Annotated in this window: 22 protein-coding genes and 1 pseudogene; 10 read left to right on the top strand and 13 right to left on the bottom strand. The window is 60.4% G+C overall.

What is annotated here, in order from left to right; all coding sequences use genetic code 11:
* Positions 1 to 87 precede the first annotated feature (87 nt).
* A complete protein-coding gene (locus HWY30_RS37845; RefSeq protein ID WP_167368873.1) occupies positions 88 to 408 on the bottom strand; it encodes a hypothetical protein in 321 nt (106 codons plus the stop codon).
* Here HWY30_RS37845 and HWY30_RS37840 point away from each other — a divergent pair.
* The 4 genes and pseudogenes from HWY30_RS37840 (at position 289) to HWY30_RS37825 (ending at position 4224) form a co-directional block, all read left to right on the top strand.
* A pseudogene (locus HWY30_RS37840) lies at positions 289 to 1284 on the top strand (IS110 family RNA-guided transposase). The gene HWY30_RS37845 and the pseudogene HWY30_RS37840 sit on opposite strands and share 120 nt — an antisense overlap.
* Positions 1285 to 1556: 272 nt before the next feature.
* Positions 1557 to 2570, top strand: a complete 1014-nt coding sequence (locus HWY30_RS37835) for an IS110 family RNA-guided transposase (protein ID WP_176079020.1) — start codon at positions 1557 to 1559, stop codon at positions 2568 to 2570.
* Positions 2571 to 2976: 406 nt separating this feature from the next.
* Positions 2977 to 3564: a DUF4865 family protein gene (locus HWY30_RS37830; protein WP_090807840.1), complete on the top strand. Its 588-nt coding sequence runs from the start codon at positions 2977 to 2979 to the stop codon at positions 3562 to 3564.
* Between the two features lie 135 nt (positions 3565 to 3699).
* Positions 3700 to 4224, top strand: a complete 525-nt coding sequence (locus HWY30_RS37825; RefSeq protein ID WP_090807838.1) for a methyltransferase domain-containing protein — start codon at positions 3700 to 3702, stop codon at positions 4222 to 4224.
* Positions 4225 to 4374: 150 nt separating this feature from the next.
* Here HWY30_RS37825 and HWY30_RS37820 read toward each other — a convergent pair whose 3' ends face one another.
* Together HWY30_RS37820 and HWY30_RS37815 are read right to left on the bottom strand one after the other, a co-directional pair.
* Complete coding sequence (locus HWY30_RS37820) at positions 4375 to 5370, bottom strand: PDR/VanB family oxidoreductase (RefSeq protein WP_090807836.1); 996 nt, start codon at positions 5368 to 5370, stop codon at positions 4375 to 4377.
* An 80-nt stretch (positions 5371 to 5450) separates the two neighbouring features.
* Positions 5451 to 6992 (bottom strand): Rieske 2Fe-2S domain-containing protein, encoded by a 1542-nt coding sequence (locus HWY30_RS37815; RefSeq protein WP_090807834.1) that lies wholly within the window; start codon positions 6990 to 6992, stop codon positions 5451 to 5453.
* Between the two features lie 227 nt (positions 6993 to 7219).
* Between HWY30_RS37815 and HWY30_RS37810 the strand changes: the two genes are divergently transcribed.
* Positions 7220 to 7906, top strand: a complete 687-nt coding sequence (locus HWY30_RS37810) for a GntR family transcriptional regulator (RefSeq protein WP_090807832.1) — start codon at positions 7220 to 7222, stop codon at positions 7904 to 7906.
* A 48-nt stretch (positions 7907 to 7954) separates the two neighbouring features.
* Here the strand turns inward: HWY30_RS37810 and HWY30_RS37805 are convergent, their stop codons facing one another.
* On the bottom strand, positions 7955 to 9268 hold the full coding sequence (locus HWY30_RS37805; RefSeq protein ID WP_090807830.1) for an MFS transporter: 1314 nt from the start codon (positions 9266 to 9268) through the stop codon (positions 7955 to 7957).
* Between the two features lie 93 nt (positions 9269 to 9361).
* The gene (locus tag HWY30_RS37800; RefSeq protein WP_090807829.1) at positions 9362 to 10204 is read right to left on the bottom strand and encodes a class II aldolase/adducin family protein; all 843 of its coding nucleotides are present in this window, start codon (positions 10202 to 10204) and stop codon (positions 9362 to 9364) included.
* Between the two features lie 142 nt (positions 10205 to 10346).
* On the opposite strand from HWY30_RS37800, the gene HWY30_RS37795 reads away from it, so the two are divergent.
* A complete protein-coding gene (locus HWY30_RS37795) occupies positions 10347 to 11252 on the top strand; it encodes a LysR substrate-binding domain-containing protein (protein WP_244145158.1) in 906 nt (301 codons plus the stop codon).
* A 370-nt stretch (positions 11253 to 11622) separates the two neighbouring features.
* Positions 11623 to 13647, top strand: a complete 2025-nt coding sequence (locus tag HWY30_RS37790) for an FUSC family protein (protein ID WP_143037227.1) — start codon at positions 11623 to 11625, stop codon at positions 13645 to 13647.
* A 352-nt stretch (positions 13648 to 13999) separates the two neighbouring features.
* Here HWY30_RS37790 and HWY30_RS37785 read toward each other — a convergent pair whose 3' ends face one another.
* Entirely contained in the window at positions 14000 to 14263 is a 264-nt protein-coding gene (locus tag HWY30_RS37785; RefSeq protein ID WP_176079019.1) for a hypothetical protein, read from the bottom strand.
* 57 nt (positions 14264 to 14320) lie between these two features.
* Positions 14321 to 14917: a DJ-1/PfpI family protein gene (locus HWY30_RS37780; RefSeq protein WP_090807823.1), complete on the bottom strand. Its 597-nt coding sequence runs from the start codon at positions 14915 to 14917 to the stop codon at positions 14321 to 14323.
* Between the two features lie 90 nt (positions 14918 to 15007).
* Here HWY30_RS37780 and HWY30_RS37775 point away from each other — a divergent pair, with 90 nt between their 5' ends.
* Both HWY30_RS37775 and HWY30_RS37770 read left to right on the top strand, forming a co-directional pair.
* Positions 15008 to 16339, top strand: coding sequence for an aminotransferase-like domain-containing protein (locus HWY30_RS37775; RefSeq protein WP_090810289.1), 1332 nt, complete (start codon positions 15008 to 15010; stop codon positions 16337 to 16339).
* A 456-nt stretch (positions 16340 to 16795) separates the two neighbouring features.
* A complete protein-coding gene (locus tag HWY30_RS37770) occupies positions 16796 to 17098 on the top strand; it encodes a hypothetical protein (RefSeq protein ID WP_143037226.1) in 303 nt (100 codons plus the stop codon).
* A 74-nt stretch (positions 17099 to 17172) separates the two neighbouring features.
* Here HWY30_RS37770 and HWY30_RS37765 read toward each other — a convergent pair whose 3' ends face one another.
* The 6 genes from HWY30_RS37765 to HWY30_RS37740 all read right to left on the bottom strand — a co-directional run bounded on the left by HWY30_RS37765 (position 17173) and on the right by HWY30_RS37740 (position 20176).
* A complete protein-coding gene (locus HWY30_RS37765; protein WP_090810287.1) occupies positions 17173 to 17907 on the bottom strand; it encodes an immunity 52 family protein in 735 nt (244 codons plus the stop codon).
* 9 nt (positions 17908 to 17916) lie between these two features.
* Entirely contained in the window at positions 17917 to 18537 is a 621-nt protein-coding gene (locus HWY30_RS37760) for a restriction endonuclease fold toxin 5 domain-containing protein (protein ID WP_090807819.1), read from the bottom strand.
* Positions 18537 to 18881, bottom strand: a complete 345-nt coding sequence (locus HWY30_RS37755; protein ID WP_090807817.1) for a hypothetical protein — start codon at positions 18879 to 18881, stop codon at positions 18537 to 18539. Before HWY30_RS37755 ends, HWY30_RS37760 begins: the two co-directional genes overlap by 1 nt.
* On the bottom strand, positions 18868 to 19371 hold the full coding sequence (locus HWY30_RS37750) for a DUF4123 domain-containing protein (RefSeq protein WP_167368728.1): 504 nt from the start codon (positions 19369 to 19371) through the stop codon (positions 18868 to 18870). The genes HWY30_RS37755 and HWY30_RS37750 overlap by 14 nt, the downstream gene beginning before the upstream one ends.
* On the bottom strand, positions 19371 to 19730 hold the full coding sequence (locus tag HWY30_RS42230; protein ID WP_244145157.1) for a hypothetical protein: 360 nt from the start codon (positions 19728 to 19730) through the stop codon (positions 19371 to 19373). The genes HWY30_RS37750 and HWY30_RS42230 overlap by 1 nt, the downstream gene beginning before the upstream one ends.
* Before the next feature lie 206 nt (positions 19731 to 19936).
* Positions 19937 to 20176 (bottom strand): hypothetical protein, encoded by a 240-nt coding sequence (locus HWY30_RS37740; RefSeq protein WP_090810285.1) that lies wholly within the window; start codon positions 20174 to 20176, stop codon positions 19937 to 19939.
* Between the two features lie 162 nt (positions 20177 to 20338).
* On the opposite strand from HWY30_RS37740, the gene HWY30_RS37735 reads away from it, so the two are divergent.
* Positions 20339 to 20492 (top strand): helix-turn-helix domain-containing protein (locus HWY30_RS37735; protein WP_176079018.1); only part of this gene is annotated, 154 nt, incomplete at its 3' end.

Below are 20492 nucleotides of genomic sequence, written 5' to 3'. Positions count from 1 at the left end.
TTGCCGCGATTCTCATGGGTTCTCCCTCATCACCTGGAAGGAGACTCGCAAATCGCGATTAAGTTGCATTATTTACGACGCACTACACTAGCCGATTCGCGTGCGGTCGCCAGAACCCATGCTCCACGCGCCTTTCACCCGATAAAGCAGGCCTGAAAAAACCCGCAATGAAATGAACGCGTCCCACCCGTGAACGAAAGCGAAGTAAGGTGGATCCTCACGGGCCAACGGCATCGATGTGCCCAAGTGGAAAATGCACGCATTTCCCAGCAACCGGAGGATCCACAGATGAATGCTACGCCAGTTGGAATCGACATTGCGAAGAATGTGTTTCAGGTGCACTACGTCGACGCGCAGACAGGTGAGATCGTGAACAGGCAGATCAAACGCGCTCAGTTTCTCGAGCATTTCGCGAATCGTGCGCCGTGGCAGTGCGCATCACTGGGCTCGGCAACTGACGAAGATGGGCCACGAGGTCAGGCTGATGCCCGCGCAGTTCTTGAAGGCATTCAACATTCGCAACAAGAGCGATGTGGCAGACGCGAAGGCAATCTGGCTGGCAGTACAGCAGCCGTGCAAGGCGGTGGCGGTAAAGACGGAGATGCAACAGGCGGTGCTGATGATGCACCGGCAGCGAGAGCAACTGGTGAAGTTCCGCACGATGCAGATCAACGGCCTGCGCGGGATGCTGGCCGAGTTCGGCGAAGCGATGGGCAAAGGCCGCAGCGCGCTGGGCAAAGCAATTCCCGATGCGCTCATGCGTGTCGAAGATTTCTGCCGAAGGTACCGATTGATACGCTACGCGAACAGTGGACGCGGATTGAAAAGATGGACGAAGAAATCGCGACGATCGAGAGGCGGTTGCGGGAGTGGAAGAAGGAAGACAAGGCAGTGAAGGCGATCATCGAAATTCCGGGCGTGGGCCTGCTGACGGCGACGGCTGCGGTCGCGATGATCGGAGATCCGAAGGCGTTCAGATCGGGGCGCGAGTTTGCGGCCTGGGTCGGAATTGTGCCGAAGCAGACCGGTTCGGGCGGCAAGGTGAACCTGCACGGGATCAGCAAGAGGGGCGACACCTACCTGCGCACGCTACTGATCCACGGCGCGCGGGCCGTGCTGACGCGCGCGAAGGACCCTGGTCCGTGGGTTGAGCAGATGAAAAAACGGCGACCACCAAACGTGGTGGTGACTGCTTTGGCGAACAAGATGGCACGGACGATCTGGGCGGTGCTCGCTCATGACCGATCGTATGAAAAAGGGTACGTGAGCATGAAGTCCGTCTGAGCGGCGGCCGAAACGTAGAAGATTAACGTTTAACACAGGGTGGATGTCGAAAAGTTGCGTTGGCAATCGCGTGAGATGACAAGACAGGTCGGACCGGGACTCACTAAACCTGAACTGGTTGCCGAGCTTCGAGCTCGTACCCGCAATGAGGCGTGAGTCAGCGGATTTCATCGGGGCCCGCAGCGACAGTATCGGCTGCAACAAGGCTGATGGCATAGACTCCCGCCCCCTTCGGGGCGACACTTACCTCACCAATTCCCGGGAGAACGTCAATGCCTGCACTTACCATTGGTCTGGATATCGCGAAAAACGTGTTTCAGATTCATGGCGTCGATCGCCATGGCAAAACGGTAGTACAGCGGAAACTTCGCCGAGCTGAGGTGTTGAAGTTCTTCGCAAAACTGGAATCCAGTCTGGTTGGTATCGAGGCCTGTCACGGCTCCCATTTCTGGGCCCGTGAGCTAACCTCGTTGGGACACATGGTCCGCCTGCTGCCGACACAATATGTGAAGCCGTTTCTGCTCGGTGGCAAGAACGACGCGAATGACGCGGCGGCGATTTGCGCGGCAGTGACGCGCACAGGCATTCACTTCGTTACGATCAAGAGCGCTGAACAGCAGTCGCGGCAGTCGGTTCATCGCATGCGCCAACGGCTCATCCTGGAGCGGACAGCGAAATCGAATCAGATCCGGAGCATGTTTGCTGAAGAGGGGGTGATCTTCGCGGTCGGAGTTCCGCAATTGAGAAAGGGAGTGGTTGAGCTCGTCAACAATCCCGATGCCCACATTACCGCATTGCTCAGACGGCTTGGCTCGATGTACCTCGAGCAACTGAAGGCACTGCAGCAATGGCTCGACGAACTTACTGCCGAGATAGCGGAGATCTTCAAGAGCAATGAAGCTTGCCAACGGCTCGCTACCGTTCCAGGAATCGGGCCAGTGATCGCGACCGCGCTCGTCAGCAGTGTCGGTGATCCGTCCCAGTTCAGGAACGGCCGGCAGTTTGCGGCCTGGCTGGGGCTGACGCCGAGGCAAAAATCAAGCGGAGGCAAAACCAGGTTAGGCGGTATCACAAAACGCGGCGACACCTATCTGAGAACCCTGCTTGTACAGGGCGCCCGCGCGGTCATGCACTTCGTGAACCGTCGCGACGATCGGCACAGTCGCTGGATCAAGGCTGTGATGCAACGCCGCCACGTGAGCATTGCTGCGATCGCCCTGGCGAACAAGACGGCGCGCATTGCATGGGCAATATTGACAGGTAACGGCTGCTTCCGAGGTGTGTAACAGGCAACAGATATTGAGTATTGCTTTATTTCTTTCGCGATTGCGCAAGAAGCGGCAAGCATGGCGAACCGGTCGGACCGGCGCTTGCAGATCCTGATATATCCGGCGGCTGCAGTACGAAGCCAGAAGGCCGATGAGGAGCAAGCGCGCAAATTTCCATGATGGCTCGTGCAGCAGCAAGCACATCAGAAGCCGAATGTACGGACGCAGTCGTGCCCCCTTCAAAGCGTCTTCGCCGGAAAGTCGCCCTCTTGCTTTCATCGATCTTTCGGCCGTTCTGGCTTCAAAGAAGCCGTTGCAGCTAGACTGGGCCGAACGGCAGCTCAGGGTCAGCGACAATCGCGGGCGGCGGCACCCTCGCAATGGATGTCGCTCGCCTGGTTGTAGCAAAATCTGGAGCCCCACCATGTATGCGATGCATTATGAAATCACCTTGCCCGCCGACTACGATATGCAGATCATCCGAAATCGCGTCGCGGACCGCGGGCACATGACCGACACGTTCGCTGGCCTTGGTCTCAAGGCTTACCTGATCCGCGAGCGCGACAAGGCAGGTGCGACGCTCAACCAGTATTCGCCGTTCTACTTGTGGAATGACACCGTTGGTATGAACCGTTTCCTGTGGGAAGGAGGCGGTTTCCAAGGCATCGTTGAATCGTTCGGACGGCCCGTCGTGCTGACATGGTCGGGCCTCTTGTGCCAGCGCGGACCGGCGTCCGGCGTATTGCCTTGCGCGGCGACGCGGGAGCGAGTGGTCGTTCCTCGCGAAGCCGATCTCGCGCAGGCCGCGCGAGATGCGGTCGCTGAGGTCGAGCGTATCGCACGGCATAGTAGTGTGATCGCCAGCGCCTGTGCGATTGATCCGCGCTCCTGGGAGCGTGTCACCTTCACGGTTTGGGCCGACACACCAGAAGCAGTTGTCCCAGGCGAACGCTACGAAGTGCTGCACTTGTCGCGCCCAGGCTTCGATGAACTGGCGCCGTCAACAGAATAGATAGCGCCAGCAGCCTAACGTTTCGTCCAGTCGGCGACCGCATTCAATTGCCGTCGGGCAGGCTAGGCTGAGAACGCTCAATCGCTCATCGAGCAATGGCAGGACATCTCATTTGAGAACAGCCACAGGCCCGTCATGCATCTCTTGCCGATGCCCCCGGCCCACATTCTTGACGTTGGCGCCGGTATCGGAACCGATGCAGCTGCGTTAGGAGCTATGGGGCATACAGTTATGGCCGTAGAACCAGTGGACACGTTGCGCGTCGCAGGAATCGGGCTGCATTCGTCTTCCCGGATTGAATGGGTGGACGACAGTCTGCCGGATCTCATGTCTGTACGTTCGCGACGAAGAGAATTCGACTTGGTGATGCTGTCCGCCGTTTGGATGCATCTGGACGAAGACGAGCGTTGTCAGGCGATGTCGACCGTCAGCTCCTTGCTGCGGGAAGGTGCGATGGTGGTGATGTCTTTACGTCACGGTCCAGTCCCCGAAGGACGCCGAATGTTTGATGTTTCGGCAGCAGAGACCATTCGGTTAGCAAGCGCCCATAGCTTCAGGACTGTGCTAAATGTCCGGACCGAATCCACCCAACGAGGAAATCAGCGGATGGGTGTGACCTGGAGCCGGCTCGCCTTTGTCAAAGGTGGTGGGCAAGATTAGCTTCGATCCCTTCCATCGGCGGTGTCCGGCCATCATCAGCCTTTCGTCCGTGCGTGAGAAGAGACATACGAAGGTCGGCTTCATATCCGACAACGGCCCCTTGCGCTCGAGAGGCTACAGCTCCATCGCGAGTCTAATCGAACATCTCGGCTAAAGATCGAGCACCAGTACCTTGCTTCTCGCGCGCGATACGCAGGCCGTCAGGAATTCGGCCTTCTCGTCGTCGTTGAGAATGCAGTCGTTGTGCTCAACTTCCCCGGACAGATACCGCACCTTGCATGTCCCGCACAGCCCCGCATGACACGATGTTTCGATCGTGACGCCCGCTTGTTCGAGTGCGTCCGCGATGCTCTGATCGTTCGCGACTTCGATCATCTGTCCCGTGCTCGCGATCTTCACGCTGAACGTGTCCGCCACATCGTTCGCCGCTCTCGCGGGTTCGCTTCGCCCCGGCGCCTTGAAGTGCTCGAAGTGGACGGTGCCGGCGGGCCAGTGCGCGCTCGCATCCGCGCATGCCTGCATGAAACCAGCCGGACCGCAGTAATACACGTGCACGCCGTGCGACGGCTCGCTCAGCAAGCGGCGGATGTCGAGCCCCGCCTTCGGATCACCGCCGTCGAAGTGAAAGTGCACGCGGCCGTTCACGCGCATCGGCTCGAGTTCCCCGGAAAGCGCGGCACAGTCCGCATCTCTCGCGCAGTAGTGCATTTCGTATTCGATGCCGGCGTCTTCCAGCCAATGCGCCATCGACGTGAGCGGCGTCACACCGATGCCGCCCGCGATGAGGATCACCCTGCGCGCATCGTCGACGAGCTGAAATTGGTTGCGCGGACGGCTCACGCGCACGATGTCCTGCACATGCACGCGCTCGTGCAGCGCTCTCGATCCGCCACGGCCGCGCTCGTCGCGCAGCACGGCGATCACATAGCGATGGCGCTCGTTGGGTGCGTTGCACAGCGAATACTGGCGCACGAGGCCGTCGCCGAGATGGATGTCGATATGAGCGCCGGCAGTGAAGGCCGGCAACTCAGCGCCGGACGGATCGACCAGTTCGTAAGAGTTGATGCCTTTGCCTTCGAAACGAACCTGCCGCACGAGCAACTGGAGCGTGCTGCCGCCGGAGTTCGATGTCTGTTCGCTTGCCATTTTCCTGATCCTCATATGTACTGCCGAATCCCGATTCGCCGCACGAGGCGCGCAACGCGCCCCTTGCTTGTCGTGGCGCTTCAGTTCTTCATCGATTGTTCGAGTTCCTCGAACTTCTCGCGCACGAACACTGCGCGTTCATCCGCCTTTAGCCGCTCGCTCTCGTTGAGGATCGAGACGATCGTCTTCGTGACCTTGCGGCGCCGCGCGACTTCTTCTTCGACCGTGTCGCCTTCGGGAATCTCGAACACGTTGCCCGAGCAATAGCTGTTGGGTGCGCCCGCGTTCGCACGGAACCACTCGGCGAAGCTCTGCGCCGATGCCGCCGGATTCGTGCCGCGCAGCGCATCGCGTAGCAACTTGCGAAAGAGGAAGAGGCCGGCGTCGAACTTCGTCGGGTTTTCGAGCGCGTGCACGGCGATCGGTCGCTGGCTGATGATCGCTTCGTAGTCGCCGGGCGCGTATTGCGCGGCCTTGTAGTTCTCGCGCTCGCGATGATTCGGCGGAATGGGCGGCAGATCCTCGAGCTTGTATTCGCCGAAGCGCTCGGGGCGCCGCATCGCGACCTGTCCTTCGAGAAAGTCGATCGACTCATAGCCGACGAGTTCCTTCTTGCCGACGCCGCGCGTATCGATGCCCGGGCCCATCACGCGCCAGCCGATCATCTTGCTGTTCTCGTCGTCGACGGGAACGGTCCAGCGGATGATGTGAAAGCGGCTGAACAGCTTCTTCTTCGATCCGTCTTCCGACGTGTACGCATGCAGGCTCAGATTCGGCAGCACCTGATGTTGCACGCGCACGAAGAGCCGGTCCTTATCGACTCGACGCGCGCCCGCGCAGGCGAGGCTGCGGCCCTGCTGCACCGGCACGAAGTGCATGTCGGGCGCGACTTCCATTGATGCCGCGCCGACCTCGTCGAATGTCGTGCCCTGGTACTGCCCATTCACGACATTCTTGCCGGCATGCAGCGCGGTGGGGTGATAGTTGTCGGCGGCGTTGTCCTGCACCTGCAGCCAATTGCAATGCTGGAAGTTGCTGTACGGCACAAGCTCGTCGCCTGGCAACACCGTGAAGTCGCCTTCCCATTCGGGAAAGGGCGGCTCGGCATCGGGCGGTCCCATGTACGCGAACACGAGGCCGTTGCGCTCGACCGCCTTGTACGCACCCTGCTGGATCGAGCACGCGAATTTCTCGGCTTCCTTCTCTTCGCCCTTCGGAAACGGCACATGCAGGCATGTGCCGTCCACGTCGAACACCATGCCGTGATAGCAGCACCGGATGCCGCGCTCCTGGATCGCGCCGTATTCGAGCGACGCGCCGCGGTGCACGCAATGCGCATGCAGCACGCCCACGCGCCCGCTGCCATCGCGAAACGCCACCAGTTCCTCGCCGAGGATCTTGAGATAACGCGGTGTGTCCGTCAGTTCGATCGACATGCACACGGGATGCCAGAACGCGCGCATGAACTCGCCCATCGGTGTGCCGGGGCCGGTCTCGGTGAGCTCGGGATCGTGGCCAGGCACCTTGCTTGTGTAGTAACCGCCGTACGGAATCAGCTTCTTCGACACGACATTGCCGCCGCTCGTCTTCTGTCCTTCCAGCTTGTCTTCCTTGATCGTCATCGCAAATCCTATTTTGAGGTGGTGGAGTTGTCAGTCGCCGGCACTTTGAACGCCGAACTCGATATTCAGAACACCGTACTCTGTATCCAAAGATTAGTCGCGCGATGCGGCGATGTCTCTATGGGTAAACGCGGAGATTCACCTTTTCGCTTCAGCGCCGGACATTGACGCTCCCGCGGTGCGGTTATACCCTTGCCGTATTCTGTATCCATAAACGAGCTTTGATCATGGCGACGAAACTGCTCAAGCTTCAGGCGCGCACCGACTACGTGGACGAGGTCTACAAGGTGCTGCTCGATGCCATTAGCTCTGGGACGCTCGCGCCCGGGACGCGCATCACGCAGGAAGAAATCGCCGAGCAACTTGCGGTGTCGCGCTCGCCGGTGTTGCAGGCGCTGCGCTTGCTCAAGAAGGACGGACTGGTGCAGGACGCGCCCGGTCGGGGTTTGCTCGTGACTCCGCTCGACGCGGCCTGGATCAGCCATCTCTATGAAATCCGCGGCGCGCTCGACTCGCTCGCCGCGCGTCTTGCCGCCGGTCGCGGCGCGAAGCTGGACAAGGCATTGATCACGAACGGCCGTCGCGCGTCGAAGGCCGACGACGTGAAGGCGATGATCGATGCCGACATGGCGTTCCACGCCGCGATCTATGCCGCGTCGGGCAATCCGCTCATCGTGGAGACCGCGCAGATGCACTGGGTCCATCTGCGACGGGTGATGGGCGCGGTGCTGCAGTCGTCGGGGCAGCGCCAGGCGATCTGGGACGAGCACGCAGCCATCGCCGCGGCCATCGCCGATGGCGATCCGCAGCGCGCGACGGAACTGACCGATCTTCATACGACTCGGGCGCGGCAGAATCTCGTCGAGCGGCTCGGGCAGGTGCTGAGCGATCGGCAGGAAGAAAAAGTGAGCTGATGCGATGATCCCGCGATCGCGGGATCTTTGCGTGGAGCGGGACTTCGCTCAAGCCCGCTTGCGCCGGCCGTTCACGAGTGCGGCCGGCACGGTGAAGACGAGCACGCTGCCGATGATCAGGCTCGCCGCCAGCCCAAGTACGCCGTTGCCGGTCGATCCCGTGCCTGTCTGAATCAGCCCGATCACGTAAGGGCTCACGACACCCGATACGCTGCCGACCGAATTCGCCAGCGCAAGCCCCGCCGCCGCGGCGGCGCCGCCCAGGATAGCGGGCGGCAACACCCAGAACTGCGAAATTGTCGTCATCACGCCCATCGTGCCGATCGTGAGGGCGATCATCGCGATTGGCGTCGAATGGGCGAACGCGACGCTCGTGCACAGTCCGGCCGCTCCGACCACCCCGGGCAACGCGAGATGCCAGCGCCGCTCGCCGCGGGCGTCCGAGCTCTGACCGACGAGCAGCATGGAGACGGCCGCCGCCGCGTAAGGGATCGCGGAAAGCAGGCCGATATTGAGCGGATCGGCCACGCCGCTCGCCTTGACGAGCGTGGGCAGCCAGAAGCTTACGCCGTACAGGCCCATCGTGAAGAAGAAGTAGATCGCACTCAGGAGCAGCACCTTCGGATGCGTCAGGCCGTCCTTCACCGAATGCAGCGCGTGAGCCGGCTCTTCGTCCTTCAGGCCGGCTTCGAGCATGGCTTTCTGCGAGTCTGTGAGCCACTTCGCATCGGCGAGCTTGTCGTCGAGATAGAAGAACGCGACCAGCCCGAGGATCGCGGTCGGAATGCCTTCTATCAGGAACAGCCATTGCCAGCCCGCCAGCCCGTGCGATGCATTCATATGATTCATGATCCAGCCTGACAGCGGCCCGCCGACGACTCCCGACATCGGAATGCCCGTCAAGAAGAGCGCGGTGACCTTGCTGCGGCGCGAGGCCGGGAACCAGTATGTGAGATAGAGCAGGATCGCGGGGATAAAGCCCGCTTCGGCGACGCCCAGCAGGAAGCGCATGATGTAGAAGCTCATCGGCGTTCTGACGAACATCATGCTCGCCGAGACGATGCCCCAGGTGATCATGATGCGGGCGATCCAGCGGCGCGCGCCGACGCGCAGCAGGATCAGGTTACTGGGCACTTCGAAGAGAAGATAGCCCACGAAGAAGACGCCGGCGCCCGCGCCATAGACCGCGTCGCTGAACTTGAGCGCTTGCAGCATCTGCAGCTTCGCGAAGCTCACGTTGATTCGGTCGAGATACGCGCATAGATAGCACAGGAACAGAAACGGCAAGAGCCGCCATGTCACCTTCGCATAGGTGGACGACTCTCTGCCCTGGTAATACGCAACCGGACTGGGGGAACTCATTGTGGTGTCTCCTGGTGTTCAGGTTGCGGCGCAACGCTGCGTTTTTTAGCGCTCGTCTCGCGTTGTCGCCGTGCTCGGACTGCTTCTACGGAATCAGTCGAACATGTCCGGCTGCGTGGCGACGAGGTCGTCCCAGATCGCCTGAAAGTGCAGCCAGCCGATGTAGTCGCTGCCGACGTGCTCGCGGCTGTAGCGCGCGCGTTCGGGGGTGACGAGCTTGGGTGCGATGCCGGTCGACTCGACCAGCAGTTGCTGCTGGCAGCACCGTTCGAGCGCGATGAACCAGAACGCCGCCGATTCGATGCTGTGCCGGCTTGCCGTCAGAAGCCCGTGATTCTGGTGGATCGCGGCCTTCACGTCCCTGAACGCGTTCGCGACCTTGTGACCCGCCTTCACCTCGACGGCTACTTGTCCTGCCTCGTCGCCGATCACGACGTGATCCTCGTAGAACGCCGCGGCGTCCTGCGTGATCGGCTCGAGTTGCCTTCCGAGCGACGCGAACGCGGTGCCGTAGACCGTATGCGCATGGCACATCGCGACGATGTCCTGGTGCATCTCGTGCACGGCCGCATGCAGCACGAAGCCCGCGCGGTTGATTGCATGGCGCCCCTCGACGACGTGCCCTTGATGGTCCGCGCAGATCAGGTTCGAGACCTTCACTTGCGAGAAGTGGATGGCCATCGGATTGGTCCAGTAAAGGCCGGGATTCTCGGGATCGCGCACGGTCAGATGTCCGGCGAAGCCGTAGTCGAACCCTTGCTGGGCGAACGCGCGACAGGCGCCGACCAGCCGTTCCTTCACATGCTGCCGCTGCGCGGCGGGATTCGAAAATGACGGAAGCTCCGGAAAGATGAGTCCTTCCTGCTCCGGCTGATAGATCGAAACCTTGCCGTCCTTGATCAGCGCCTGCGGCCGCGTTTCCATCACTGCTGCCATGGGTCGACTCCTTTTTGAAGTGAGGTTTGAACCGGTCGAAGCGGATTGCTTCGATGGGTCCTATGGTCGCGGTCGCTGCCGTCATTGACAAACGATGGCTGTTCATACAAAGATGAACCACATTCATGTTTCGGTGAAAGACATGAGACGAATTCCCAATTTCGTGCTGCTGCGCGCCTTCGAAGCGGCCGCGCGGCTGGAGAGCTTCACGCTGGCGGCCGAGGAACTGCATCTGACGCAGTCCGCGATCAGTCATCAGGTCAAGGAGCTCGAAGAATATTTCGGCCGGTCGCTGTTTCATCGGCGCAATCGGCGGGTGGAAGCGACATCGGAAGGACGGCGCCTTTATGAGAGCCTCGGACGCGTTTTCGATGTGATCGAGGCGGCATGCAGCGAGGTCGCGCTCGCGCCCGATGCGCAAGTGCTCGCGGTGCACAGCGCGCCGAGCTTCGCCGCCAAGTGGCTCGGTCCGCGCCTGCCTGAATTCACGCAGGCGCATCCGGGCGTGACGATCCGTCTGTCGTCCGGTCCCGAGCCGATCGACCTCACCCGGGTGCATGAAGTCGATGTCGCCATCTCATACGCGGTCGCACACGAGCGCGCGGGCATCGTGACACGCGCGCTCGGCGCAGAACGCATCGTGCCGATGTGTTCGCCTGCGCTCGTGCGAAGCGGCGTTGCCATCGAGAAGCAGATCGGGGAAATGACGCTGATCGATTCCCAGCTCAGCCGCGTGACGTGGTCCGACTGGTTCGCGCTCAACGGACTCCCGTTCCCGTCGCGGGCGCGGCCCTCGTTCGATCGCGGGGCGCTCGCGATCTCCGCCGCTGTCGATGGCATGGGCGTCGCGCTCGAAACCACGCGTCTCGCCGAGCGCGAGTTGTCGCGCGGCGAACTGGTTGAGCTGGGCGCGGATGTCTTCGAGCCGGTCTCCCGCGAGACGCATTTTCTGTCGTATCGCGTGAACGAGCGCAACACGGAGAAGGTGAAGTGCTTCTGCGACTGGTTGTGCGAGGAGGTGGGACTCGATGCTGCGCGCATCGCTTAATGCTGAGATCGAGTCTCCTTCTCCGGCTTCTTTAGAGAGGTCCGCGATCGCATATTCGATGAACATACGCGCGGCGATCCTCGTAGCCCGCCGCAGAGGAAGACTGCGTGGATTCTAAATGGGCTAGCCGGCCGGCCGCCCAAAGCTGATTGCGTGTACGTCTCCTCCGCATTGGCGGATTCAACCGGTCGATGCAACACAATGAACGTCGCATGAGCGGCGGGAGTGTTGCAAATGAAACAGAGGCGCCAGTCGCATACGCGAAAAGCAGACGTTCACAGCGCGGAGTCGGCGGCTATCTCAGCGCGCTGGCAGCGTGAATCCGGGAAGCGCCCATTTCCTGGGCCTTGTCCTCCAGCAATCAACGTTCGTGAGCAGCAAAGGTGCGATGACAATAATAGGTAAGCTCGTATCCCTGGTAAGCCGTCGGACCTTGCGGGCTGAAGGTCATGTCTTCGCCATAACGCCCGAGCGCATCGGGATTGCGGAAGGGATACACGCTGCGCTTGCGATGGCGCCAATGCTCTGTGCCGCGGCGATTCTCGGTCGTTCGGATATCGCGTTCGGAGCCGTCGCGGCGTTCTGGAACTGTCTCTGCGATCCGCAAGGGGCCAGGTCACAGCGCCTGAAGGCGATGGCCATCTTCACGGCCATGGGTGTTGTCGTCATGCCGCTGGCGTCCTATGCCGCGCATTGGGGCTATGCCGTCAGCATTGTCACCCTGTTTGTCCTGGTCTTCCTTTGTGGACTGACACGGTCCTACAAGCCCTCGCTCGGGCCTATGCCGGCGCAGGCGGGGTTGGTTGCCTCGCTCGCGGTCGTGATCGGAATTGCGTCGCCCGAGCCGCTTGCCGTTGCACTCGCTCATGGTGGCTATTTTCTGCTCGGGTCAGCCTGGACCATGCTGTTTTGCATCTTCCTCTGGCCTGTCCCGTTCCCACAGTCCGCGGGCTTCACGCTCGCGACGATCTTCGGCAGGCTCGAGGACATGGCCGGTTTTTTGGAGACGCTGGATTCGCGGCCTGGAATGGATGTGCAGGGCTGGACCGAGTTCGATACCGTTCATCGTCGCGGGGTGCGCATGTCGATCGAGCGCGGCAGGGCATTGGCGGCGCATGATGTTCGCAACGGCCCTGATCTCGGGCCGGGCGTCGATGCCGCGGGCAGGGTGTTTTCCACGCTGATCGCAATCGGTCATGCCCGCCGCAACGCAGCGATTGCCGACGACGATGGATTGCGGCAATTGCTCCAGGGCCTGCGACAGTTGCTGCAAAGCATGGCCGCGCAGGCACAGCAAGAACTGCCCATTGCCGATACGCTGCTAGCGCAAGCACACGCATTGTTGCGGCAGACGGCTGAACGGACGGACCAAACGGCAAGCGCCGTTGCCTTTGCGGCAAGGGCCATCGCCCGGCTCGCGGACGGGCGACACGCGCTCGCAATGGACCCCGAGACGCCCACGCCTGCCGCCGCTCGCGCGGTCAAGATTGAAAGGCTGGTCTGGGACCATGCGCTGAGGGTGGCTGTCGCATCGGTGCTCGCTTTCATGATCGGCACATCGCTGAGTGTCACGTTTGCATACTGGGGCGTGATCGCTGCAATCGTCGTGACCCAACCGGTTTCCGCCAATACATGGTTGCGCGTGCTGGAGCGTGCATGCGGCAGCCTCATCGGCGCAACGATCGCCGCTGTTCTTCTGACGAGTCTGTCCGGTCCGGTTGCGGTGACATTGGCAATCTTGCCGCTTGCCGCGGTGACCGTCGCATTGAGGTTGGTCAACTACGGTCTGTTCGTTGTCTTCCTGACGCCGATGTTCATGCTGATGTCGGATTTCATCCATCCGGCGGAGGGACTGATTGTCGCTCGTCTTACCAATGAATTCGTCGGTGCCTGCGTAGGCGTGGCGGCGAGCTTTCTTCTCTGGCCGCCGAGGGAGAGTAACGCGCTGAATGCCGTGATCTCAGCCGCGATTTCGGCCAACATGGCATTCGCGTCCGCCGCGCTTCGGATGGCTGGAGGATCGACCGCCGCCCTCGATCGCCTCCAACGCGAAGCCGGTCTGGCCAGCTCACGGCTTGAAGTTGCGAGAGAACGTATGCTCCTGGAGGGCCAGCGGCGATCTGCGCGGCTCGAACAACTGCGGAACCTGACCGTCGCGGTGCGGGTGGTTTGCGGCGCCGCCGCGGTGATCGAAGTCCTTCGGAGGGGGGAACCGGACGCACATGACCGGGAAAGGGCCAATCGCTACGATGAGATGACCGCCACACTGCTTGAAGCCCTGACGTCGAGGGAAGCGATGCAACTGAATCAGTCTTTTGAAACGCCGGCAGATGACCTCGAACAGGCGATCCAGCATCTCGTGACCGCATTTGATAGCTACGTGGGAACCGTATAAGAACGCCAGTGAGGCCCTGTTTGACCGCGGCCTTGCGTCGGAGAATTTCCGCGTTTTCATGACCGTATTCTTTCAAGAGAAATGACGGCAAGTCCGCGCTCGTTAGCATAGTCGCAAGAGCAGATGCTCACAGTTCCACGTGACAATTGACGACCGTGCACTGCAATTGAAAACGATCTATACACCAGCGTCGACCGGCCGGTATTGGCCGGAGCGCCTTACCGCGCGAGCGGTTTCGTTCGTTTTGGCCCCGACATAAGCCGCAAAAAGCGTCACACCGACCACGAGCCCTGCGACGAGCAACAAAGAAACAGGCCGGTATGCGGCAGCGCACTCCATTGCAGAACGGTCGCTACGACAGAAAATATCGCGAAGCCCCCGCGAGAGCCGTCGGCCATCCCAAGATCGCCAGCCTGCAATAGGCAATGCAAACGGCCGCCTGCGCAGCAAAGGCGGGTCCATGCTCCAGTGCGGCAAACACTGAGATCGGCCCCGACGTGAGCGGCATTCCCACCAGCAAACCGCCGATCGCATCACCCCAGCGACGACCGGCAAGGCTTGCGGTCAATAGCAACAGCGGCGTAACGAGGAGCTTGAAAACAAGAACGATGACCACAGACCGGACTCCAGCAATGTCGGCTTTGAAGGACGTGCGAAGCGCCTCTGTTTTGCGTCAGATGAATGGCGCGATGTTCGCCATCGCCCGCGTCACGTAGATCTCCCTCTCGCCAACCGGGGCGACATGCTGCATCGCGGCGCGCGCAGCCTCGACGCCCTCCAGACGCGCGATCACCCACACGGCCAGATACTGCGAAGCCAGGCACCCGCCTGCCGTCGCGACATTCCCCTTCGCCACGAACGGCTGATTGAGCACCGGCACGCCCGCCTCTTCGACCCACGGTTTGGTAGTCAGATCCGTGCAGGCCGGAACGCCATCCAGCAGGCCCAGTTTCGCGAGTATCAGCGTGCCCGAGCATTGCGCGCCCAGCAGTTGGCGCGTCGGATCGAGCCGCAACTGCGACATCAGCGCGGCATCGGCGGCCACTCCACGTGTCTGTATTCCACTGCCGACCAGCACCGCGTCGGCCTCGCAAGCGTCCTTCAGCGACGCTTGCGCCTCCAGGACCACTCCGTTCATCGAACGGATCTTCGCCGCTGGGCTGGCAATCGATACCTGCCAGCCCGGCTTTCTGACCCGGTTAAGGATATTCAGCGCGATTAGCGAGTCCAGTTCGTTGAAGCCTTCAAAGGTCAGAATGGTGATGTGCATGACGTCCTCGGGCAGATGGAGAGGTTGTGCAAGATCATGGTAGGGCCGATAATCAATACAATCAAATTATTGTCATGGATACATTGTGCCATGCCTGGGGCCCGTTACAAGCAACTGGTTGACCGCTTTGCGGCTGACATCCGCGACGGCCGCCTTCCCCCCGGGACGCGTCTGCCCACGCACCGCGAGCTGGCTGCTCGCGAGGGCCTGGCGCTGGTCACCGCGACGCGTGTCTATGCCGAGCTTCATACGATGGGTCTGGTGAGCGGCGAAGCTGGCCGTGGCACATTCGTCAAGGAACCACTTCCTCGCGGCCAAGGCGTTGACTTGCACGCCTGGAGCGCCATTACGATCGACCTGAGCTTCAACTATCCCTCTGCACCGGGTCAGACAGACCTTCTTCGGGCAGCGCTGCGCCAGCTCGCGGCGGCCGGCGACCTCGAGTCGCTGCTTCGATACCAGCCGCACGGTGGCCGCGAGCACGAGCGCGCTACTGCGGCACGCCACCTGGCGAACCGAGGTCTGGCAGCAACAGCCGGAACGACGTTGCTCGTGAGCGGCGCGCAACACGGACTGACGACGGCCGCTATGGCGCTGCTCGAACCCGGTGACGTGGTTGCCGTGGACGCGCTGACTTACCCGGGATTCAAGCTGGCCGCCGAGGCCGTTCGACTGGAACTCGTGCCGATCCCAGCCGCGGGGCGCGGCCCCGATCTGGACGCGTTGACGGCCCTATGCAAGCGACGACGCGTACGCGCCGTCTACGCAATGCCGACGCTGCACAACCCTCTTGGCTGGGTAATGAGCGCGCGGCGGCGCCGCGAGCTTGTCAATATCGCTCGACAGCATGGACTGATCCTCATCGAGGACGGGGCCTACGCATACCTCGCAGAAGATGCTCCGCCGCCGTTGGCATCGATTGCTCCGGAGACGACGATCTATGTGTCGAGCTTGTCGAAGAGTGTCGCGACAGGTCTGCGCGTCGGTTTCGTCTGCGCACCACGCGAATGGATTCCCAGGCTTGAACGGGTAATCCGGGCCACGACGTGGAACACTCCCGCAACCATGACGGCAATCGCCTGCAACTGGATAAACGACGGCACGGTGGCCCGGCTCGAAGACGAGAAGCGGCGGGATGCGAAGACGCGCCAAATCCTTGCCGCCGAAGCGCTCGGCAAGCTTAAGACGATGAGCCATCCAGCGTCGTACTTCATCTGGATCCCCCTGACGCAGGAAGTCCGCGCCGACGCGATTGCGATGGCGCTGATGCGTGAGCGCATTTCCGTGTCGACGGCCCTGCCGTTCGCGACATCGACGCATGTACCTCACGCCATCCGCCTCGCGATTGGGTCCGTCGATCTGGCCACGCTGCGCCGGTCGCTGGAAACAGTGGCCCGGGTTATTACCGAACAGACCTACTGACCGGCAAGCGCGAGGGCGCGGTCTGTCCACCAGGATTGTCCGGCCGGGACCTGTCGTCTCACTACGACGTACTTTCTGTTGCGATGCAACCGTAGAACACGCCGCGACATACCCTTCCCGACGACATCGCACGAAACGACCCTCGACACGGAATGCGTCGCTTTCGAGTTGCCAGCACAAGCATAAGACCGCTTCGTTCCTGCACAAACCGGTGCAAAACGGAAGGCAGAAATGTGCTGACTGGTGCGCAGCGCCCGCGCACGTCCGCAGCCACCCTGGATGGATAGCATCGCGTTGTAAAGCGTCGAGTACCTCGGATGGACACGAACCGAGTTCACGTATCGTTTCGCGCCCGCCACGTTCGACCATAACAACAGGAAGCGCTGCTACGACAATCTTCGTTCGCTCGAAGTGCGAAAGCAGCATTCGGCAGAATTGCTTGCGTGGATGGAACCCGTGCTGAGAATCAGCGCCGCCGTGTTGCAGACCGACGATCTGACCCAACTCACGCATGATGCGATGTTATCGTTGCGTGCCCGGTATGTCGGCCCGCCGATGGATGCGCTTACGGTGGTGGTGAACCGGTGCTGTGACGGTGTCGAGCCGACGCCTGATGAATACCGGGCCGCTATGGAACAGGCGGATAAAGCCGGCAACCGCGAAGAGGTGTTGCAGTTGCTGGAGAAAATCGCAACAGAACGGCGCAAGTGGCATCGTGGTGGATCGCCCCTGAGGCCCAATCGCTGGAATCAGGCGTAACGGCAAAAGGCCCGCGCGGTAGCGGGCCTCTTCGCAGGAAAAGGCCTCGCCGAAGCGGGGATAGCGAGCCGAACTCAGAGATCAACGAAACGCGGCAACAGGTCCTGATCGGCGAGGCGGATTTCGATATCGTTAGCCGCCTTGACGTGCTCCAGGTTGTTCACATCAAAGACTTCATCCGTCACGCTGACGATGATCGTGCCTTGCTGCTTGCCATCGCGCATGACAGGGATTAAGTCGCGCGCTTCCGGCACCTGGGCCGGCGCGAGAGCGTGCGGTAGGTAGAGCATCCAGCTTACGCCTAAGCGGTCATCAAAGACCTGTTGATCCTGATAAGCGCGCGGCCCGAACGTCACATACAGCGAGCGATAAAGCTCAGCCACTTTGGCTACAACTTCGGCCACGGATTTGTAATTGCCTAGCCGCGAAAGACCATTCGCTTTCTCATCCAGAGACAATTCGATGTTATTGGAAATAACTCCCGTGTCGATCATTAAGGACATGATGGCGGTCGCGCCGTCAGTTTGTCTTCCGTTCCATATGCCTATGACTTTCGGTCGATCAATTTTTTTCCCATGTCCATATTCTGCCTTCAAAACATCTATAGCAGCCTTCGACGCTGCTCCATTTGCGAAGACCTCATATTGAAGTGCATCTTGTTGCGTGTCTCCTGCGAGATACCAGTTCCCACCCAAGGTTTCGTCCTTGGTTGCAATAAAGTCGACAATGGCTTTAATGCGTTGAAGATGAAATTCGAATGCGCCTTTTGGTGTGGCAGCTTGATCCCGATGTTGTTCAAGTAAATTCACGATAATCACTCACGGTTGATGGATCGAAGGCACGCCAAACTGGCGAAGTGTGTTCATCATGTAAGCTCGCGTTTGCGGTGTCTCAAAGTACCACATTAATCTGCTCGGCGGATTGGCGCGAACAGCTTCTCCTTGAGTTGCTATTTGCTCCTGCATTTTTGTGAATCCTTTAAACGGAAATTTCAATTCCTTATTTTCTTTGAAAAATTGATCGTAATTTCCCTTGGCTTCCTGCAAGAGACATTGGGAATGCTGAAACCCATCAAAGTCTATGTCAAGCCAGTCCCATTCCATATTCCAGCCTTCGGCGGTCTCACGGCCTTTTCCGTCCGTTGTTATCGCATACTCGAAGCCGGTAATGCGCGCCTGGTAGCGTCGCGGCTCAGAGTTCATGCTGTGGTTCTTTCGCACCAGTGCGCCTTTCTCCGGGGGGCACTTGCACGGCCTTTCGCGTTCGCGGCTCCGGTCACGCGGCAGTTCGTCCCATCCGCCGTCTGCACCCGCGCCAGTGCCGCTGCTGCCTGCGGGACCAGCAGACGGTGCGGCGGTGGGGACCGGAACAGGCATAGGCATTGCCTGCGCCATTGCGTTTGCTGCGCGTGCGAGCGTCGCCGGGAGTGGAATACCCATCACCGTTTCTCCTTCATTTCCTGTTGCCTTTTACCCGTTGCCTGCATCAACATTTCGAATCGCTGTTCACCCGGAACGCCTGATTTGTACAGCCATGCTATGACCGCCGGAATGCTGTAAAACTCCGGCGTCGTTGCTTCCACATACAGGAAATCGACTATCGGCACGTCATGCGTGAAGCGGAGTAACTTTGTTCGCGCGAAGGCCGCATTAAGCCGGTCGCGCAAAGTCGGATCATTGGCCAGCGCGGGATAATCGCGCACGATATGACCACGGATAAAGTCCACATAGTTACGGTCTTCATAGGCTTTCAGAAGCGCCCATTGCCCTTCAGTAAATTCCATTGTCGTTGATGGTGAGCCGTTGTCGTTCGTTGAGGTAGTGCCACGCGTCGGCAGCCCTGAAAAGCTCGCGCTCGCTCTTGCCGTGGCATACCGCATTGAGCGCATGCAGCACCCTGGGGTCCCAGAAGCGCAGCAGGGCGGCTCGTCCTTTCGGTATGCCGGTATTCAGGTGCGGGCGCAGCTTTGCGGCCTGCCTCTCCAGGCTTTCTGAGGTAATCAGCCAGATCACGCCAGGGCGGGCCTGTTCGAGTTCGCCCAAGTCCGCAAGATGGTCGCGCGCCGTCCTCGGATCAACCAGCCACGGCCCCGCGTGTGCGAGTGCCATGTCGTTCGTGCCCGCGAACAGCGAAACCGTCATGTGGTCTTCGGGCGTGAGTTGCTGGCCGGTATGCTGCTCGTACTGGATACCGTCCACTAGCGCCAGCACGTGGCCGCTGTGGTGCCGTTCCCCATACTGTCGAAGCTGTTCATTGACAGAGGCGGGAAGCATCAGCGCTCCAGGGTCATCGCGCCTTGCCCGGCAGCGTGAATCATGCATTCGAGACAGATGGACGACTGCGGAAGCACCGGCCAGGGCGTTGCGCCGTAGCGCGATAACGGGCCTCTTTTCTGCACGGTATTAGGGGAGCGTCCGCGACAATCGCACGCCCACGCGTAACCCAGGGCTTCGGCCATCTCGTAACCAGTTGCATACGACTTCAGCGTATCGAACGGAAACCATTCGCCGGTTTCGGCATTCAGCGCCATTGCCGACGGCATTGGCGGGAAGTTTGAGTAGACTGAATAAGTGATACGGCAAAGCCCGCACTCTTCCTTGTCCCCGGTTTCATCCAGTTTCTGTTGTTCCATCTGACCTCTGCTGTTTTCCAGACACATCCGACGAATTAACCATCTAAAACGCGACACGGTCAACGAATTTAAATTGAGATAAAACCGTTTTGACAGATCTTCACAATTGCTCTGTCTATCTCATTTTCAGGTGTAGTTTTCCAATCTCACCGTCCAACAAAAAAAAGCGGCATTGAGCCGCTTTTTCCGTAAGTGATCGACGCCGGTTAGTGCTTTGTCCACGAAGCGTCCATAGCCGCCAGTTTCCCGTTCGCGCCCTGCGCAGCGTCAGCGAGAATCGCTGCGGCGTCCTGCGGTGTCAGTTGGCGGTTAGGAAGCCCCTTGGCGTCGAGTGCAAGCACCGTGAACAGTTCCTGATCGCAGCGGTTGGCGGCGTGGTAGTCCTCGCCGAGCTGGATCATCACCTCCAGCAGGTTCCGGTGTTCGTGCCTTTCCTCGGCAGTCACAGCAGGACTCCTGAACATCGAGGTCGCAAGTGTAATCAGATGTCGGAGTTGCCGCCCCTGCCGGTCGCAAAGATGGAAGGCGGCCAGCGCGAGCCGTTCATACTGGAGAGCGCTTAGTCTCTAGTTCCAAGTGCAACACCTTGAATGAGGTAGGGTGTTGCGATGAAGAAGAACTACAAGCATTTGAGTGCGGAAGAACGCGCGGCGATCATGATCGAACATCAAAAGGGCGGCAGCATAAGAACTATTGCGGGGCTGCTGGGGCGCAGCGCTTCGACGGTGTCGCGCGAACTGGCGCGTAATTGCAGCGTGGACG

This window comes from Paraburkholderia tuberum STM678, assembly GCF_902833905.1.
GTDB lineage: Bacteria > Pseudomonadota > Gammaproteobacteria > Burkholderiales > Burkholderiaceae > Paraburkholderia > Paraburkholderia tuberum.
The sequence above is the reverse complement of the archived record's forward strand: the minus strand, read 5'-3'. Positions and strand labels throughout refer to the sequence as shown.

Excerpts from the sequence above, each read along its gene's own strand:
- HWY30_RS37795 (WP_244145158.1), top strand. The coding sequence starts at position 10,347 with ATGAGACGAATTCCCAATTTCGTGCTGCTGCGCGCCTTCGAAGCGGCC.
- HWY30_RS37820 (WP_090807836.1), bottom strand. The coding sequence starts at position 5,370 with ATGGCAAGCGAACAGACATCGAACTCCGGCGGCAGCACGCTCCAGTTG.
- HWY30_RS37805 (WP_090807830.1), bottom strand. The coding sequence starts at position 9,268 with ATGAGTTCCCCCAGTCCGGTTGCGTATTACCAGGGCAGAGAGTCGTCC.
- HWY30_RS42230 (WP_244145157.1), bottom strand. The coding sequence starts at position 19,730 with ATGGAACAACAGAAACTGGATGAAACCGGGGACAAGGAAGAGTGCGGG.
- HWY30_RS37775 (WP_090810289.1), top strand. The coding sequence starts at position 15,008 with ATGCCTGGGGCCCGTTACAAGCAACTGGTTGACCGCTTTGCGGCTGAC.
- HWY30_RS37780 (WP_090807823.1), bottom strand. The coding sequence starts at position 14,917 with ATGCACATCACCATTCTGACCTTTGAAGGCTTCAACGAACTGGACTCG.
- HWY30_RS37760 (WP_090807819.1), bottom strand. The coding sequence starts at position 18,537 with ATGGGTATTCCACTCCCGGCGACGCTCGCACGCGCAGCAAACGCAATG.
- HWY30_RS37810 (WP_090807832.1), top strand. The coding sequence starts at position 7,220 with ATGGCGACGAAACTGCTCAAGCTTCAGGCGCGCACCGACTACGTGGAC.
- HWY30_RS37755 (WP_090807817.1), bottom strand. The coding sequence starts at position 18,881 with ATGGAATTTACTGAAGGGCAATGGGCGCTTCTGAAAGCCTATGAAGAC.
- HWY30_RS37815 (WP_090807834.1), bottom strand. The coding sequence starts at position 6,992 with ATGACGATCAAGGAAGACAAGCTGGAAGGACAGAAGACGAGCGGCGGC.
- HWY30_RS37800 (WP_090807829.1), bottom strand. The coding sequence starts at position 10,204 with ATGGCAGCAGTGATGGAAACGCGGCCGCAGGCGCTGATCAAGGACGGC.
- HWY30_RS37825 (WP_090807838.1), top strand. The coding sequence starts at position 3,700 with ATGCATCTCTTGCCGATGCCCCCGGCCCACATTCTTGACGTTGGCGCC.
- HWY30_RS37845 (WP_167368873.1), bottom strand. The coding sequence starts at position 408 with ATGCTCGAGAAACTGAGCGCGTTTGATCTGCCTGTTCACGATCTCACC.
- HWY30_RS37835 (WP_176079020.1), top strand. The coding sequence starts at position 1,557 with ATGCCTGCACTTACCATTGGTCTGGATATCGCGAAAAACGTGTTTCAG.
- HWY30_RS37750 (WP_167368728.1), bottom strand. The coding sequence starts at position 19,371 with ATGCTTCCCGCCTCTGTCAATGAACAGCTTCGACAGTATGGGGAACGG.
- HWY30_RS37830 (WP_090807840.1), top strand. The coding sequence starts at position 2,977 with ATGTATGCGATGCATTATGAAATCACCTTGCCCGCCGACTACGATATG.